Here is a 16205-nt window from a genome sequence, read left to right as displayed (position 1 = left end):
AATTGCAGCTGCCAATCCGCTTTTCACATGTGGTCAGATATACTACACTTGTTTCAAATCAATTACTTTCATACGTCTCTCTTTTGGAAAGGAATGATTCTGATGAAGCGAGAGCGTATACAGAGCTTGGCATCTATCTGCTTTTGGATCGGGGGCACCGGAATCGCTGCAAGTTTTGCAACAAAAATGGTGTTCCACTATCAAATACATGGCACTCCTTATTTTTTTGGCATCCTGCTTTTAGGCATCTTTTTGTTTATCAGTGTAAAATTGATTGGCTAGTACAATCGGCTAGAGAAATAAGTACAATGAGTACGATAAGAAAAGCCGCGCCTCCTGCCGAGACGCGGCTTTTTTGTATGTTGCATTCGCAAATTCAGATCTCCTGTTCCATCTGGTCAAGTGTCGATGCACAAGACGGACACAGCATCCCCAACTCATCATGTGCATGGACATCCTCGAGAATCACCCAGCAGCGTTCACACTTTTCCCCCGGCGCTGCCGATACGCGGACAGCCAGCCCTTCCAACCTTGCAGCATCTGCCGGAACCTCTGCATCCGGCTGATACACTTGCGCTTTCGACACGATCAGCACTTTGTCAAGCTGATCGACGCCTTGCAAAATGTCGAATGTCTTCGTATCCGGATAAATTTCAACAAAAGCTTCTAAGGATTGACCAATCCGCTTGTCTTTTCTCGCAGTTTCCAATGCTTTGGCGATTTCATCGCGAACTCTTAAAATATTCGCCCACTTCTTCTCCAGCTCGTCATCTTTCCATCCGGTCAGAAGTTCATCATAGCCGGCAAATTGGACACTTTCATATGCGTTCCCTTGCATGTACTGCCAAACTTCGTCTGCCGTATGTGTCAAAATCGGCGCCATGATCCGCACGAGACTATGCAGTGTATGGTAGAGAACCGTTTGGGCGCTGCGCCGGGCGGTCGAGTTCGGCAGCGATGTATACAAGCGGTCTTTCAAAACATCCAAATAAAATTGGCTTAAATCGACCGTACAGAAATTGTGCACTGCGTGATACACAATGTGAAATTCATAATCCCGGTACGCTTTCAAGCACCGCTCTTCGACCCGTTCCAGCTTGTTTAATGTATAGCGATCGATTTCCGGCATGTCCAGCTTTTGCACGAGATTCTTGCCCGCATCAAAGTCGAACAAATTCCCCAGCAAATATCGGAACGTATTGCGGATTTTGCGGTATACTTCCGCCACTTGCTTTAAAATCGCATCAGAGACGCGCACATCCGAGCGATAATCGACAGACGCCACCCATAACCGTAAAATATCGGCGCCCAATTGCTGCATGACTTTTAATGGGTCGACCACATTGCCCAAACTTTTGGACATTTTCCGGCCTTCTCCATCCAACACAAATCCATGCGACAAGACGGTGCGATATGGCGCCTGGCCTTTTACGGCAACTGCCGTGGATAAAGAAGAGTTAAACCAGCCGCGATATTGGTCGGATCCTTCAAAATACAAGTCAGCCGGCCAGCGCAATTCCGGACGGTTTGCCAAAACAGCCGCATGGCTGGAACCGGAATCGAACCAAACATCCATAATGTCCGTTTCTTTGCGGAAATGGGTATGTCCGCAACTGCAAACCGTATTTGGCGGCAAGAGATCTTCCGCCTCCCGCGCAAACCACACCTGTGATCCATGCTCCGCAAACAAATTCGCCACATGTTCGATGGTTTCGTCTGTAATCAATTCCTTGTTGCAGTCCCTGCAGTAGAAAATCGGAATCGGCACACCCCATACCCGCTGCCTCGAAATACACCAATCCTGACGATCTGCCATCATATTGTGCAAGCGCTGCTGTCCCCAGCCTGGAATCCATTCCACTTCTGCAATTTGTTGCAGCAATTGTTCGCGGAATTTGTCGATCGATGCAAACCATTGTTCAGTCGCCCGGAACATCACCGGATTTTTGCAACGCCAGCAATGTGGATATTGGTGGGAAATCGATTGATCTGTCAATAAATGCCCGGACGCCTGCAAATCATTGCGGATGGCCTGATTTGCTTTCAAATAGAATTGTCCTTGGTATGCGCCCGCTTCTGACGTAAATTTGCCCTGATCGTCGATCGGCGCCAAGATCGGCAATTGATATTTTAACCCTACTTCATAGTCTTCCATCCCGTGGCCAGGAGCCGTATGCACGCATCCCGTACCGGCATCCAGTGTTACATGATCGCCCAAGACTACGACAGATTGTCTGTCAAACAATGGATGTGCAGCAACCACACCCTCCAGCTCTCTGCCTTTCCAGGTCCCCAGTTGTTCCACAGATGCACCGGACAACCCGGCGGCTTTCAATACAGAATCCCGCAGTGCAGATGCAAACAAGAGAATTTGGCCACCTGCGCGAACCGCTTCATACTCAAAATCCGGTCCCAGGGCAATTGCCACATTCGCCGGAATCGTCCATGGCGTCGTCGTCCAGATGACGATTTTCGAACCAGCCGGCAACACTTGCTTCCCGTCTGTCACATCAAATGTTACGTAGACACTTGGCGATGTTTTGTCATGATATTCGATTTCCGCTTCTGCCAAAGCCGTTTCACAAGAAGCGCACCAATACACAGGCTTTAACCCTTTATAAATATATCCTTTTTTCGCCATTTCCCCGAATACGCGGATTTGGCTTGCTTCGTATTCCGGCTTTAATGTAATGTACGGATTGACCCAATCTCCTCTTACGCCTAACCGTTTAAATTGGCCTTTTTGCCGTTCGATAAAATCAAGGGCATACTGTTTGCACATTTCACGGAAGTCTACGACAGATACTTCCCGACGGTTAATGCCCTTCTTTGTAATGATCGCATGTTCAATGGGCAAACCGTGCGTATCCCATCCAGGTACATAGGGAGAGTCGTACCCATCCATGGTTTTGAACTTCACGATGATGTCTTTGATGATTTTATTCAAGGCATGCCCAAGGTGAATATCTCCATTGGCGTATGGCGGCCCGTCATGCAAAATAAACTTCTCTTTTCCTCGTCGTTTTTCCTGAACTTTGTTATAAAGATCAAATTGTTCCCAACGTTCTTGAATCTGTGGTTCTCTTTGCGGCAAATTCCCGCGCATTGGGAAATCCGTTTGTGGCAAGTTTAGTGTTTTTGCAAAATCCATACTGTCCTCACTGTCCTCCTTGAATTGTTGCGCCTGTAAAATAGAAAAAAACCTCATCATCCGAAGGGACGAGAGGTTTCCAATTCCCGTGGTACCACCCTAATTGTTCTGCTAAGCAGAACCGCTTTTCGCCTGTATCGCGGCTCATCCGACGATAACTCAGAAGGTGATCACATTCGATTACCGTACCGGGCTCACACCTTTTCCCAGCTCTCTGTCCGGATCCCTGAATGACTGTCTTCCTCGACGTTATCGATATGTATCAATTGTAAGCATTCACGCGAAAACGAAACGATCTCGTCGTCCCCATTTGAATATCCTTTATATAGTACCAGACATTCAAATGCAAAAGCAACTGCAGCTGTTGACACGATCGCACGAATAGGCGGCTGCCGCTGCCTTGCCCACTGAAACGGTAGTTCGAATCAGTCATCGTGTTTTTCGATTTTATCCCATTCTCCCCCATTCAACATCTCCAATTGAGCTTGAATGAGAGAACGAAAGCGGGCACGAAAAACAGATGCCTGTTTTTGCATATCTTCCACTTCTACTGCGACTTTTCTCGATTTGATCAAAGAATCGTTGATAATGCGGTCCGCATTTTTTTCTGCTTCCTTTACGATCAATTGCGCTTCTTTCCGCGCATTTGTCTTGACTTCTTCCGCCGCTTCCTGTGCGACAAGAATCGACTTGCTTAAACTTTCTTCAAGATTTGTAAAATGTGATAAACGCTCTTCCAATTCAACGATCCGATTATGCAATTCTTTATTTTCACGGATGAGTCCTTCGTAATCTTTTATCACATGATCCAAAAATTCGTTTACTTCGTCTTCATTATATCCGCGAAACGCCTTGCTAAACTCTTTATTGTGAATATCCAATGGAGTTAACGGCATGTATAGAACCTCCTGATAACGGCAGAATTCGACATATTTAAGACTTCTCGGCAAATATTCGACGCAAATCGTTGGAATCCTGCTCGCTCGGGTCGAGGATGTTCAAAAAGTCTGCCAATTTTCTCACATCCATTTCTATACGTAGTTTCCAATCGTGACAAACAAACGGCCCTTTTTCGATCGCTGCTCGCCAAGCTCCAGAATACGCATTCTTCCCAAACCGCGTACGCTGATGACATCGCCTGCAAATACGTCCTGGGAAGGATCTGTGGTCACTTGCCAATTGAGTTGACATGCACCTGAGCGGATGGTTTCAGCCATTTTCCCGCGGCTGATTCGAAACCCTTCACTCGCAACCGCATCAAGCCGCATCGAAGCGACCGTTACGGTGCGTGTATCGGTTTCTGGTTCTTTCGCCAGCACCTGGCTCAGTGGAATTTGCGCCAATTCCACGGGAAACCGCCCCACGCCCGACATCTGCTGCAAAAAGTAGGCGACGAGCTCTTCCGCAACGATCACGTCGCAGCCGTCTTCCCGCACATAAATGTCGCCGATTTTTTCGCGGACGATACCTGCCCCAAGCAATGCTCCAAGATAATCCCCATGACCAAGCATTTTGCCGTTCCCTGCAACATGCATGCGAATCGCAGCCAAGCGCGCATCGGCAAGCTCCGGTTGAGAATAGGAAGGAACAATCACGGCACGCACCCGCTCGGCAAAGACAGGCCCGCCAAACGTGCCGATATTTGCATCGCCGACGGTTCTGCCGACAATCTGCAGGATATTTGCTTGTCTTGGGTTCAAAAAATGTGTGACTTCGATTCGATGCTGCCGGGTTGCCCGTTCCAGCCATTCTTCCACTCGCTGCAGAAACGGCTTTTCTTCCGGTCGAAAATGCACGGAAATTCGTTCCAGCATCGTTAAGCGACCATCCCGAATACCAATTGCAACACGTATAAGATTCCTTGTTCCAGAAACCAATACGCAATAAATCCTACCATCATCGACAGATCAAGATATGCCATCCCCATGCGAATCGACGGTATGATCCTGCGAAACGGCGCAAAATAAAATTCGGTCAGTCGATAGATCCATTTGCCCAGCGCCGTCGACTCCATATCAGGAAGCCACGATAGGATAAAACGTGCGACAAGGACATACCAATAGATTTCAAGGATGTGATAAACCGATTGCAATATCAAATTTGCCATTCATGCACCTCATTTGAAGGATTCCGGGGCTTTCCCCAATATTTCCGATATGCTTCCTTGAATGTCCACATTTTCGGGAGCGTACAGAAATACTTGCGGCCCGAGTTTTTGCATCGTTCCCGATAAAGCATATGTGGTTCCGCTTAAAAAATCGATAATTCTGACAGCCTGCTCATATGGAGACTTGTGCAAATTCACGATGACCGACCGGCGATTGCGAAGATGATCCGCGATGCTTGCAGCGTCATCATACCCTTGCGGCTCACATAAAACGACTTTTACCTGTTTTTGTGCATGCAGACTTACGACTGTTCCTTTGCGGGACGCTGCTCCGGCATCCTCTTGATTGATCGGCACCACTTGTGGATTCGCCTTGGCATCTGCCGCTTGCTGGAACTCTTCTTCCGGATCGTCCGACAATCCAAAAAACGTTAACATTTTATTTACAAATTGCGCCATATTCTCATCCCTATCTGTGAAAGATTGAAGTAAAGTATAGAAGGATGGCAATTCCAACAGCTATCAAAGGTTCTAGCGGTCCGGCAATAATGTCTGCCCGATTCGGACGATCGTTGCACCTTCCAGTATCGCCGCTTCAAAGTCCTGTGACATGCCCATCGACAATTCCTGTATACCGGCATGCCCCGCTGACTGCAAATGATCGCGAAGTTCCCTTAAGCCCCGAAACACATATCGAATCTCTTCCGGAACATCCGCCCGCGGAGCCATCGTCATCAACCCGCACACTTGTATGTGAGACAAGGAATGTGCCGCTTCAAGAAACGATAACGCTTCATTGGCGGCAAGCCCTGCTTTTGTTTCTTCGCCTGAAACATTGATTTGCAGCAAACATGGCACGCGCAAACCAAGTTCTTGCGCACGCTTGTTTACTTCCAATGCCAATGGCCAACGATCCAATGAATGTATCCATGTAAATTCGCGCAGTACTTCTTTCACCTTATTTGTTTGCAATTGGCCGATGAAGTGCCATGTAACGTCTTTCCAGTGGTTGACCCGGGCAGCTTCCAATTTGGGCTTTGCCACTTGCAGCCGGTTTTCACCAAACTCCCGTACACCCGCCCGGTATAATTCCGCCAATTCCACAGGTCCGATATATTTGGTAACACCCACCAATCTTACAGATGAAACATTGCGTTGTGCTTGCTCGCAAGCAGTCTGAATCCGCCGCCGCACACTTTGAACCCGATCAAAAAAATCCATGGTTCCGATCACTCTGCTTTCGTTCCTTTATCCCTATTATGTATTCGAGTTTCGACACTTTTTTCCTTCTATTCACCCAGAAATCCATGCTCCGGCAAATATACGATCCCCATGAATCGACCTGTTTTCCCTTTTTCTTTTCGATGGGAGAAAAATAGATCTGTGCGGCAGCTTGTGCACAATTCCGATACGAATATATTTTCATCGCTGACACCCGCACGCAGCAGCAATTGCTTGTTGGCCAGCCACAAATCGCACATCCAGTGCAATTCTTCCTTTCCTTCCACAGGTGTAAGTACGTCTGTCAGATTCAGCTTGGCAAATGCCTGATAGACAACTTCATCGACTTCATAGCAGCATGCTCCGATGGAAGGGCCGATCGCCACTTGTATTTCTTCGGCCAGGCAACCGAACCGCTGTTGCATCTGCTGGATGGTTTTCCCCGCAATATTCTGCACCGTTCCCTTCCATCCGGCATGTGCAGTGGCAACGACACCTGCAGGCGAATAAAACAGCAAAGGAACACAATCAGCCGCGTAGGTTGTCAGGACTATGCCATGCTCGTTTGTAATCATTGCATCGCAAGCGGGGATTGCCGATTCCTTCGTTTCACTTCCTTTGCCTTGATCGGATGCCGTTACAATGGCGATTTGATCGCCGTGTACTTGTTCTGCCGCTACCCATTGGCAGAGACCGACGCCAATGGTCTCGCAGATGCGGGAACGATTCTGAAGGATATGTGCCGTCTGATCGCCAACATGCAATCCTACTTGCAGTCCGTCAAAGTTGCCCGTACTCACACCGCCGACCCTCGTCGTAAAGCATCCGTAGATCTGTTTGCCCGCCTTCCATGGCTGTATTTCCAATAGTTGAATGCCATTTTCTTTTGTCCAGCAAAAATGATCGGCTGCTTTCAATTAAATTCCCCTCTTCTCCCAAAGTGTTTCATTTCTATCATCATACAAAACACAAGTCATCCCGGCAAATACAGACTGCTAGCGACGAATACCCCAAATCGCCCATCGTTTGTTGCAATAACAAAAAAACCAGGCGCCTGCGACCTGGTTAAAATCCTCCGGAACTGCTATTTCCTTGTTTAAATGTGTTGTCATTGATCTCCTGAAAATTTCGCATATCCACCAAAACCACATCTTGGCCAATACGAACGATTTGATGCCAGGGAATCACAAAATCTTCACCATTTGCCAAAAAGCCAAAAAATCGCGTAGGTCCTGGAACTATGATGGCACGAATCATTCCCGTTTCCAAATCAATATCCAAATCTCCGACCGTTCCCAATTTTCTGCCGTCTCCAACACTCACGACATCTTTTGTTTGTAGCTCGGAAGCTTTCATCATTCTCCATTCACTTCCCATTCTAAGCTAAAACATAGTCATGATACAGTATATGATATTCACCTAAAATAGAGACGAAAAATCGACAAAATGAAAGAAAGTCTCTGCATGCAGAAATGTTTGATACAAGGAACATGGATGGGAGAAAGGATCCTATGGCACGCAAGAATCGGCTGGAGCAAAAACTCCACCTGATTCAGGTTTCACTTTATGTGTTTTTGCATATGTGTGATAGCCGCTTTTTCCAATCTTGACACTTGCGCTTGGGATATGCCGATTTCATCCGCCACTTCCATTTGCGTTTTGCCTTCAAAAAACCGCATGGCAAGAATTTTTTTCTCCCGCTCATTCAGTTTTTGTAAAGCTTCCCGAATGGCAATTTCTTCAACCCAGGAAATATCCTGATTATTCTCGTCGCTGATTTGATCCATCACATAAATCGGGTCACCGCCATCATGATAAATCGGCTCAAACAGTGATACAGGATCTTGAATCGCATCCAATGCGAATACGACATCTTCTTTCGGCACTTCCATGGCTTCGGAAATCTCTACGATCGATGGCTCACGCAAGTTTTGATTCGTCAAGGAATCCCGTACTTGCAACGCTTTGTAAGCGATGTCCCGAAGCGAGCGACTGACCCGAATCGGATTGTTATCACGTAAATAACGGCGAATTTCACCAATAATCATCGGTACTGCATATGTAGAAAACTTAACATTCTGACTTAAATCAAAATTATCGATCGCTTTCATCAATCCAATACAACCAACCTGAAACAGATCATCAACATACTCGCCGCGATTATTAAAACGCTGAATTACAGACAAAACCAAGCGAAGATTTCCATTCACAAGTTTTTCTCTGGCGGACAGATCTCCTTGCTGTATTCGCACGAACAATTCGCGCATTTCTGCATTCGTGAGTACTGGAAGTTGAGCTGTGTTTACTCCACAGATTTCAACTTTATTTCGTTTCATCATACTCCCTCCCGACTGATGACCGCCGTAATTCGAGTATCAGTATGTCCTCGGAGGGATATTTTATGCATTACAACATCTTGTTGAATTCTTTCCGCAAACGTTTTATAATACGCTTTTCAAGACGTGAAATATACGATTGAGAGATTCCTAATAGATCAGCAACATCTTTTTGCGTCATTTCCGTACCATTCGCCAAACCGAACCGCAACTCCATGATTTTCCGTTCCCGCTCGTTTAATTTATCCAATGCTTTATAAAGCAATTTTCTGTCGACTTGCTCTTCGATATTTCGATAGATTGTATCGTTTTCCGTGCCTAGTACATCGGACAGCAACAATTCATTGCCATCCCAATCGACGTTCAAGGGCTCGTCAAAGGAGACTTCGGAACGAATCTTATTATTTCTCCGCAAATACATCAAAATTTCATTTTCGATACAGCGGGACGCATATGTCGCAAGTTTGATTTTTTTCTCCGGATCGAACGTATTGACCGCTTTGATCAATCCAATTGTTCCAATAGATACCAAATCTTCAATATGTATGCCTGTATTTTCAAATTTGCGGGCAATATAAACGACGAGTCGAAGGTTCCGCTCAATTAAAATCGAGCGAATCGCTTCATCGCCCGAAGGCAATTTGTCCAGCAAATATTCTTCTTCTTCCCTCGTTAACGGCGGCGGAAGCGCTTCACTTCCTCCGACATAATGGATCTCATGCGGACGTTCACCCAATAGCAGGAGAATACGTACAAGTAAGATTCGGAGTTGTAAGCGGAATTTAAGTGTCGGTCTCATGCAATTTACTCCTTCCATCCCATGTGAACTCTTCTATGTAAAGGATAGTACATACCATAGACTCTACTATCCTGCTCGAACCATTCGTGTTTTGATTTTCATGTCCCGTTGCCGGTTCAAAGGTTGGTAGTTATGCCAGTAACAGTGGATGCACGATGGCAGAAAATGTTTCTGTTTTCGACATCATTTGTGTACTGATTCCAATCAATCCACGAGTGATCACCCGTTCCTGCTGATTCTCTCTCCAGAGTTTTACACGATCCGGTTGAAATGCCACCATCATCCCTGACGATACACCAATCGCACGAAACGGAATAATCCGAAATCGGCTCATCCAGTCCTCATTCCAATCGATTTCCGTAATGGCATGGACGATCTTGCTGGAATCACTTTCCAAACGTTTGACGAGTTCCTCAGGCAAAATCGGTTTTAAAGCTGACAACGTCACGACTGTAACCGGTTGTTTGCTGATCGGATCAAGGAGTCCATTGCCCGTATCCAAAAGGCCTGTACATGTCATCTCTTTGCCGCAAACCGAAATCTGAACGCTCCAAAGCTCCCCTTCCTGGCGGCGAATCTGCTGCATATACACCCAAACCTTTTTCCAACATAACCATACAAACACGGGTGCGATAATCAATGCAACCATGATGATATTGGCCGTCAAAACATGGGATCCAGACAGAAATACGAGCCCTGCTTTTGCTGTCTCCTGCGTGCCTACAAGAAAAGCGATGGCATATGCCGCACCGCCCAACATGCACGATACAAGATAAAAAGACAGCAATCGCTTTAAACATTCGAGGGGTCCATACCAACCAAATGCGCACACAATCATGACAACGGAAAGCAAAAATTTAGCTGAAATTGACATGAAAACGTGCATCTGCGGAAAAAAAATGACGAATGTGTAAGCCGTCCCAATGATCGCCGAGACGATGCCCCGCCACAGTCGCAAGCGTTGCCGCAAAACGATCCCCGTCATCCAAATTAAAAACAGATCGAGAATAAAATTGACTAGAAACACGAGGTCCAAATATACAACCATGACTGGAACACCTACATAGACATGAATTTTTGGGTCATTCTACATTCTAGTCCGTTCAAGGGAATGTCCATAGTATAGTATATTTCTATTACGAAGGTTGTCAGAACTTGACGGATACATAGAAAAAAGATTCGACAATCTTGCAGGGGGAATAAAAGAAATAAAAAACATGGTAGTGTACATTCTACCATGTTTGCTGTGTATGGGGCGTTTTAGAAATTGTTTTTATTGCGGCGCAAGAAAGCAGGGATATCCAGATTATCTCCTGTCGGAAGATTGTTTGTTTGGAATGGTCCGAGCTTTGACAAAGGCTTTGCTTGCGGCGCCTGCTGTTTGTGTTCAAATCCTGTCGCAATCACCGTTACAATAATTTCATCTTTTAAATCCTGGTTGATGACGGCGCCGAAAATCATATTCACCTCAGGATCGGCAGCAGAAGATACGATATCGGCTGCCTCATTTACTTCAAACAAGCTTAAATTGCTGCCCCCGGCAATATGCATCAACACACCGTGCGCTCCATCGATGCTCGTCTCAAGCAATGGCGAACAAATGGCTTTCTTTGCTGCTTCAGCCGCCCGATTTTCACCGGAAGCAATCCCGATCCCCATCAATGCGGAACCTCGTTCCGTCATAATGGTTTTGACATCGGCAAAGTCGACGTTGATCAGACCGGGTACGGCGATTAGGTCAGAAATGCCGGATACGCCTTGGCGCAATACGTTGTCCGCTTCGCGAAACGCTTCAAGCATCGGCGTATTGCGATCAACGATTTCCAACAGCCGATCATTGGGAATGACGATGAGCGTATCCACTTTCTCTTTCAGGCTCGAAATCCCCGTCTCCGCTTGCGTTTGGCGGCGGCGGCCCTCAAACGTGAAGGGTTTTGTTACGACGCCGACTGTTAAAGACCCTAATTCTTTGGCGATTTCGGCAATGACCGGGGCTGCTCCCGTTCCGGTGCCTCCACCCATGCCAGCCGTTACGAATACCATATCCGCGCCTTTCAAGGCATTCATGATCGCTTCCCTGGATTCTTCCGCAGCTTTTTTGCCGATATCCGGATTCGCTCCTGCACCAAGTCCGCGTGTCAGCTTTTCACCGATTTGCAACCGTATCTCCGCTTTTGACATATGTAATGCTTGGGCATCTGTATTCACAGTAATAAAATCTACACCTTTGATCCCAGCTTCAATCATTCGGTTTACGGCGTTACAACCGCCGCCGCCTACTCCGATGACTTTAATTTGGGCCATGGCTTCAATATCCATGTCAAACTCTAACATCCAAATTGTCCTCCTCGTATGCCATCACGTCTGCAACCACACTCGTTTCGACTCTATTAGAGGATGTTCAAAAAGCAGTCCTTACTTAACCAATTTTTGAACACGCACTAGCAGTCAAAGAAAGCTATCTTCATTTTACCTGTTTCTAGGAATTTTGTAAGGATAAATTAAATAAATTCAGAAAACCAATTTTTTACTTTATCCATGATTCCATTGCTTTGCTTCACTTTTGTTTTCATTTTCGTATTTCCAGATGCCATAACCGTTCGAATATAGTGTTGGCTTGCATAGCGAATGATACCTACACCGTTGACAAAAGATGCATCCCGAACGCCAAGAAATTCCGGTACCGCGATCCTTACAGGTGCAGCAAGCTCAAACTCGGCCAGCTTGTCAGCGGAGTTCAGACTCGCTACACCGCCGCACAAAACATAGCCGCCGGGAATATCCTTCGCGAATCCGAGGCGTTCCACTTCCCTTCGGATCAGGCCGAAAATTTCTTGCAAACGCGGTTCAATCACGTTGGCCAAATCCGCTTGCGTATATTCCTTATCTGCTTGGCTGCCAATTCGGGGAATTTTAAATTTTTCATCTTCAGAAGCCAATCCAACCAGCGCACATCCGTATTTGATTTTGATCTGTTCGGCGATTTCGGTTTGCGTTCGAAATCCGATCGCAATATCATTTGTAATATGGTCGCCGCCAATCGGCAAAACGGATGTAGCTGTCAAGATTCCTTTTTCGAATATCGACACGCTCGTCGAACCGGCACCCATGTCAATCAGTGCGACTCCAAGCTTGCATTCATCGTGGGAAAGAGCGATCGTACTGGCAGCAAGGGGCAAAAAGACAAGCCCTGCAATCTGGATGCCGGCACGCTCCACACAGCGAACCAAATTATGAATGATTGTTTTGGAACCTGTCAAAATATGCGCTTCGACTTCCAGCCGCACGCCGATCATGCCCCGCGGATCTGTAATTTCACCTAACCCATCCACCACAAATCCTTTGGGAACAACGTCGATAATTTCCCGTTCCGGCGGCAATGCCATGACACGGGCTGCCTGTATCACCCGCGAAATATCTTCTTCGCCGATTTCCCGATCCGGTGAGGAAACCGCCACAACGCCATGACTGCTCTGCAATGCGATATGATTGCCAGCAATTCCTATGTATGCGGAATTGATCTGAATTCCTACCATTCGTTCTGCCAGATCAATCGCTTCCCGTATGGATTGTACCGTTTTATCTATATCAACAATTGCTCCTTTGCGTATACCGTCACCGTCAGCGGATCCGACACCGATAATGTTGATGCTGGAACCGTTCAATTCCCCAATGATGACACGAACTTTCGAAGTTCCGATATCCAGACTGACGATGAGATCTCCTTTGTTCAAACTATGGCACCTCCTTGCCTGAAAACATACCTGTAACGGAATAAATTCAACGCATATTGAGAATTCCCTTTTTTATCGCAAATTTTTTCTATGAAAAATATTACCATACAATCTATTATTCCACAGTTGATTTTCGTTTTCCTAGCAAAACTCTGCGAATCACGGCAATATTTTGAAATAGGCGAACGCCAAAAGCAAATACGGCCGCCAAATACAAGTCAACACCCAGTTGTTCTCCGATGAACGCCAAGAAAGCCGCCAACAGCGTATTCGAAAAAAAGCCGGAGATAAATACTTTATTGTCGAAATGCCGCTCGAGACCTGCCCGGATCCCGCCAAAAACAGTATCCAAAGCCGCCAAAACAGCAATCGACAAATAACTGCTGTATTGTGTGGGAATGGATACATTCACACCCAATCCAATCGCCACACCCACTACTAACCCTAGCAAAGGTATCCAGATCATTTTTTTGCATCCTCCTGTTTTGCATATCGCCCTGGCAACAAACCGTTATAGGCAGGAAGCGTAATACCGTCTTTCTTGGTCTCCTGATAGATTGTCGCAACTTTCCCCATGAGCGCCAAATCTTCCACTACTTTATTGACGGTAAGAACGGCTTCCATTTGTGTAATATTACCAATCGCATCGATCTCATAAGGGGCGGCAATCGGAACCGCATTGACCTGAATGGAACCTACCGTATCTGTAATGCCGCCGACTTGTCGAATGGACGATGTAGTCACAAGCCGTTGATGATTGATTGCAATCGCCTGTGCGCCGTTGCTGAAAAGATAATTGATGATCATTTCCAATGCCTGTGCATTGAAAACGGCAATCGTCGCAGGATGTCCGACTTGAAACGAAGGCTGATCCGAAATAATGATTCGTAAGCCCGAGCCGGATACGGGCGTCAAACCTGCTTCCTGCCTCGATTTGGACAATTCATTTTCCATCACAGTCTTCATCTGCGCCGTATTGCCTTTTGACCGTTTAAATTCATCCAATTGTTGCTGTGTTTTTTGGATGGATTCTTCAATCCTTTTTTGTTTTTCCAGTTCCACTTGCACTTGTGTTTTCAAAGACAGGTAATCCTGGGTAATGGTTTGTTTCGGACGATGCGCGACCGAGTACTGGATGGTCAGCATCACTCCGAGCAATACACTAATACCAAACAAACTGAGCCGAAACAAGCGTTTCTGGCGATCCATCGAGCAACTCCTCCTTATGACCCATTGCCAGATGAACCGTTGTCGACGGGTCCTGCTGTAAATGCTTTGATATGAATGTCTTGTTCCTGTTTGGGAGCCGTAATTTCCAGGCCGCGGCTGCGCAGATAATCGAGAATTCCACCGCGAATATTAAGGGCGGTAGCCAAAGTATTGGGATTCCCGATCGCATCGATATCAAACGGCGGAACGAGACGTACGTCGTTCACCTTAATCACCGGTCCAATGCAAAATACGCCTGATGTGCTGACAATTCGCACACCATTTACAGAGATTGCCTCCGCACCTGCTGTAAACAATTCGTTTATCACACTGCGGACATCCCAATCATGTGTAAGTGACAGTTCGATATTTGCTCCTTTTTCCGGCGCTTTTTGACTGTCGTTAATCGTGAGAATGATTCCCGGCCCGTGTACCGGGATCGATCCGGACAAGATTTTCGCCTCATTTAATTCGTTCTGAATGGTTTTCATCGCGCTCGAGCCTTCCGCCGTCTGCTTTTCATATTGCGACAACTGCTGATTGAGTGAATTCAAGTGCTTTTCCTGTTTGCTGTTAAATTGATGCAATGCATTCAATTCCGCTTGCAATTGCTTGGTATTGCCGTCCATCTGCTCGAGAAACGTACGGGCAGGCGAATTATGTATGGTTCGATATTGCAAAGCGACCATGGTTCCGAGAATCACGGAAATAAACGTCAACGAAACAATGAGCCGATTTTGTACATTCATATCCTAATTTCCTTTCCCGTTTGTTTGAAATGGTGAATATACCAGCTTGCCTGCATACACATGGATCATGCCCGGCGGAAGTTTTTTATCGGCAATACTTTTTTGAATGTCCGGATACAGCTTCATATTTGTTTCCAGTGTTCCGCTTGGCAATTCGATTTCATTGCCGTCTTTCATAAAGACTGTCCATGTATTGTCTGCATTCACGTGTATTTCCGAGATTTGCTCCGATACGAAAGGCGCTACATTTCCCACCTGGCTGCAAATGACGGCCAATTGGGAATTTGCCAGCTTTTGCCCTACTTTTACCTGTTCCATCTTATCTTCGCTGATGATCGGCTTATCCGCTGCACTGCCGAGTGGAATCTCTGCAAAGACCGTTCCATCGTTCAATATCTGATACATTTTCGCATTGCTGATATAGACTGCCGCAATCGATTTTTCAGCAACTGCGATATCCACTCGACCTGTAAGATAATGCGTTGCAACATCCACTCTTTGAATTAATGGAAGATGCTTCTTTATTTGCGCCTGAATCTCCGCAGCATGCACTTTCCATATGCTTTCGCCTTTTTGCACTTGCGACCACTGAAGAATTTGATCGGCTGGGACTTGCTTTGCACCGATGACTTGAATCGTACGTACTTTTGACAAAGGTGATTCAACAAAAATAGCAGCTGCTGCACATATAAAAAAGAGCACGACAAAAATCAGGGCTTTTCGGTTCGGACGATTCGGTTGTTTCTTCGGTTGTTGATAGGAACCGATCTGCGAGTGTAGTTGCATGAAACTCATTCTCCTCCATTTAAGCAATGATGTCATCCAATCCGGTGTTTTACTATATAATGGAAAGAACGCACAAGCAAGTAATCAGTACAAGCAAGCAGTCTGGCGTATAA

At 46.2% G+C, this 16205-nt stretch carries 18 protein-coding genes; 1 reads left to right on the top strand and 17 read right to left on the bottom strand.

Features of this window, described 5'->3' with window-relative positions; genetic code table 11:
- Positions 1-102: 102 nt before the first annotated feature.
- Positions 103-282: a hypothetical protein gene (locus LSG31_RS14840; protein WP_347435856.1), complete on the top strand. Its 180-nt coding sequence runs from the start codon at positions 103-105 to the stop codon at positions 280-282.
- A 94-nt stretch (positions 283-376) separates the two neighbouring features.
- On the opposite strand, the gene ileS is transcribed toward LSG31_RS14840, so the two are convergent.
- From ileS to LSG31_RS14755, 17 genes are all read right to left on the bottom strand, one after another.
- A complete protein-coding gene (ileS, locus tag LSG31_RS14835; RefSeq protein WP_347435855.1) occupies positions 377-3151 on the bottom strand; it encodes an isoleucine--tRNA ligase in 2775 nt (924 codons plus the stop codon).
- 425 nt (positions 3152-3576) lie between these two features.
- Complete coding sequence (locus LSG31_RS14830) at positions 3577-4047, bottom strand: DivIVA domain-containing protein (protein ID WP_347435854.1); 471 nt, start codon at positions 4045-4047, stop codon at positions 3577-3579.
- Positions 4048-4182: 135 nt separating this feature from the next.
- The gene (locus LSG31_RS14825) at positions 4183-4965 is read right to left on the bottom strand and encodes a YlmH family RNA-binding protein (protein ID WP_347435853.1); all 783 of its coding nucleotides are present in this window, start codon (positions 4963-4965) and stop codon (positions 4183-4185) included.
- A gap of 2 nt (positions 4966-4967) precedes the next feature.
- Entirely contained in the window at positions 4968-5258 is a 291-nt protein-coding gene (locus LSG31_RS14820) for a YggT family protein (RefSeq protein ID WP_347435852.1), read from the bottom strand.
- Between the two features lie 9 nt (positions 5259-5267).
- A complete protein-coding gene (locus LSG31_RS14815) occupies positions 5268-5717 on the bottom strand; it encodes a cell division protein SepF (RefSeq protein ID WP_347435851.1) in 450 nt (149 codons plus the stop codon).
- Positions 5718-5789: 72 nt separating this feature from the next.
- Entirely contained in the window at positions 5790-6491 is a 702-nt protein-coding gene (locus LSG31_RS14810) for a YggS family pyridoxal phosphate-dependent enzyme (RefSeq protein WP_347435850.1), read from the bottom strand.
- Between the two features lie 56 nt (positions 6492-6547).
- Positions 6548-7396 carry a peptidoglycan editing factor PgeF gene (gene pgeF, locus LSG31_RS14805; protein WP_347435849.1) on the bottom strand — a complete coding sequence of 283 codons (849 nt, stop codon included), beginning with the start codon at positions 7394-7396 and terminating at the stop codon, positions 6548-6550.
- 148 nt (positions 7397-7544) lie between these two features.
- Entirely contained in the window at positions 7545-7838 is a 294-nt protein-coding gene (locus LSG31_RS14800) for a YlmC/YmxH family sporulation protein (protein WP_347435848.1), read from the bottom strand.
- A 200-nt stretch (positions 7839-8038) separates the two neighbouring features.
- On the bottom strand, positions 8039-8815 hold the full coding sequence (gene sigG / locus LSG31_RS14795) for an RNA polymerase sporulation sigma factor SigG (RefSeq protein ID WP_347435847.1): 777 nt from the start codon (positions 8813-8815) through the stop codon (positions 8039-8041).
- Between the two features lie 70 nt (positions 8816-8885).
- Positions 8886-9614 carry an RNA polymerase sporulation sigma factor SigE gene (gene sigE, locus LSG31_RS14790; protein ID WP_347435846.1) on the bottom strand — a complete coding sequence of 243 codons (729 nt, stop codon included), beginning with the start codon at positions 9612-9614 and terminating at the stop codon, positions 8886-8888.
- A 130-nt stretch (positions 9615-9744) separates the two neighbouring features.
- Entirely contained in the window at positions 9745-10662 is a 918-nt protein-coding gene (spoIIGA, locus tag LSG31_RS14785) for a sigma-E processing peptidase SpoIIGA (protein WP_347435845.1), read from the bottom strand.
- A gap of 212 nt (positions 10663-10874) precedes the next feature.
- Positions 10875-11948, bottom strand: a complete 1074-nt coding sequence (gene ftsZ / locus LSG31_RS14780) for a cell division protein FtsZ (protein ID WP_347435844.1) — start codon at positions 11946-11948, stop codon at positions 10875-10877.
- Positions 11949-12115: 167 nt separating this feature from the next.
- Entirely contained in the window at positions 12116-13348 is a 1233-nt protein-coding gene (ftsA, locus tag LSG31_RS14775) for a cell division protein FtsA (RefSeq protein ID WP_347435843.1), read from the bottom strand.
- 115 nt (positions 13349-13463) lie between these two features.
- Positions 13464-13811 carry a small basic family protein gene (locus LSG31_RS14770; protein ID WP_347439526.1) on the bottom strand — a complete coding sequence of 116 codons (348 nt, stop codon included), beginning with the start codon at positions 13809-13811 and terminating at the stop codon, positions 13464-13466.
- Positions 13811-14557, bottom strand: a complete 747-nt coding sequence (locus LSG31_RS14765) for a DUF881 domain-containing protein (protein WP_347435842.1) — start codon at positions 14555-14557, stop codon at positions 13811-13813. Before LSG31_RS14765 ends, LSG31_RS14770 begins: the two co-directional genes overlap by 1 nt.
- A 14-nt stretch (positions 14558-14571) precedes the next feature.
- Positions 14572-15306, bottom strand: coding sequence for a DUF881 domain-containing protein (locus tag LSG31_RS14760; RefSeq protein WP_347435841.1), 735 nt, complete (start codon positions 15304-15306; stop codon positions 14572-14574).
- Positions 15307-15309: 3 nt separating this feature from the next.
- Positions 15310-16092: a cell division protein FtsQ/DivIB gene (locus LSG31_RS14755; protein WP_347435840.1), complete on the bottom strand. Its 783-nt coding sequence runs from the start codon at positions 16090-16092 to the stop codon at positions 15310-15312.
- Positions 16093-16205: the final 113 nt, after the last annotated feature.

Source organism: Fodinisporobacter ferrooxydans, from assembly GCF_022818495.1.
GTDB classification, from domain to species: domain Bacteria; phylum Bacillota; class Bacilli; order Tumebacillales; family MYW30-H2; genus Fodinisporobacter; species Fodinisporobacter ferrooxydans.
This window is presented reverse-complemented; position numbering and strand designations above follow the sequence as displayed.

Bases quoted from the DNA above. Each gene is read 5' to 3' on its own strand.
- LSG31_RS14800 (WP_347435848.1), bottom strand. From the start codon at position 7,838: ATGATGAAAGCTTCCGAGCTACAAACAAAAGATGTCGTGAGTGTTGGA.
- LSG31_RS14760 (WP_347435841.1), bottom strand. From the start codon at position 15,306: ATGAATGTACAAAATCGGCTCATTGTTTCGTTGACGTTTATTTCCGTG.
- ftsZ (WP_347435844.1), bottom strand. From the start codon at position 11,948: ATGTTAGAGTTTGACATGGATATTGAAGCCATGGCCCAAATTAAAGTC.
- LSG31_RS14830 (WP_347435854.1), bottom strand. From the start codon at position 4,047: ATGCCGTTAACTCCATTGGATATTCACAATAAAGAGTTTAGCAAGGCG.
- LSG31_RS14765 (WP_347435842.1), bottom strand. From the start codon at position 14,557: ATGGATCGCCAGAAACGCTTGTTTCGGCTCAGTTTGTTTGGTATTAGT.
- ileS (WP_347435855.1), bottom strand. From the start codon at position 3,151: ATGGATTTTGCAAAAACACTAAACTTGCCACAAACGGATTTCCCAATG.
- LSG31_RS14815 (WP_347435851.1), bottom strand. From the start codon at position 5,717: ATGGCGCAATTTGTAAATAAAATGTTAACGTTTTTTGGATTGTCGGAC.
- sigE (WP_347435846.1), bottom strand. From the start codon at position 9,614: ATGAGACCGACACTTAAATTCCGCTTACAACTCCGAATCTTACTTGTA.
- spoIIGA (WP_347435845.1), bottom strand. From the start codon at position 10,662: ATGGTTGTATATTTGGACCTCGTGTTTCTAGTCAATTTTATTCTCGAT.
- sigG (WP_347435847.1), bottom strand. From the start codon at position 8,815: ATGAAACGAAATAAAGTTGAAATCTGTGGAGTAAACACAGCTCAACTT.
- LSG31_RS14840 (WP_347435856.1), top strand. From the start codon at position 103: ATGAAGCGAGAGCGTATACAGAGCTTGGCATCTATCTGCTTTTGGATC.
- LSG31_RS14755 (WP_347435840.1), bottom strand. From the start codon at position 16,092: ATGCAACTACACTCGCAGATCGGTTCCTATCAACAACCGAAGAAACAA.
- LSG31_RS14825 (WP_347435853.1), bottom strand. From the start codon at position 4,965: ATGCTGGAACGAATTTCCGTGCATTTTCGACCGGAAGAAAAGCCGTTT.
- LSG31_RS14820 (WP_347435852.1), bottom strand. From the start codon at position 5,258: ATGGCAAATTTGATATTGCAATCGGTTTATCACATCCTTGAAATCTAT.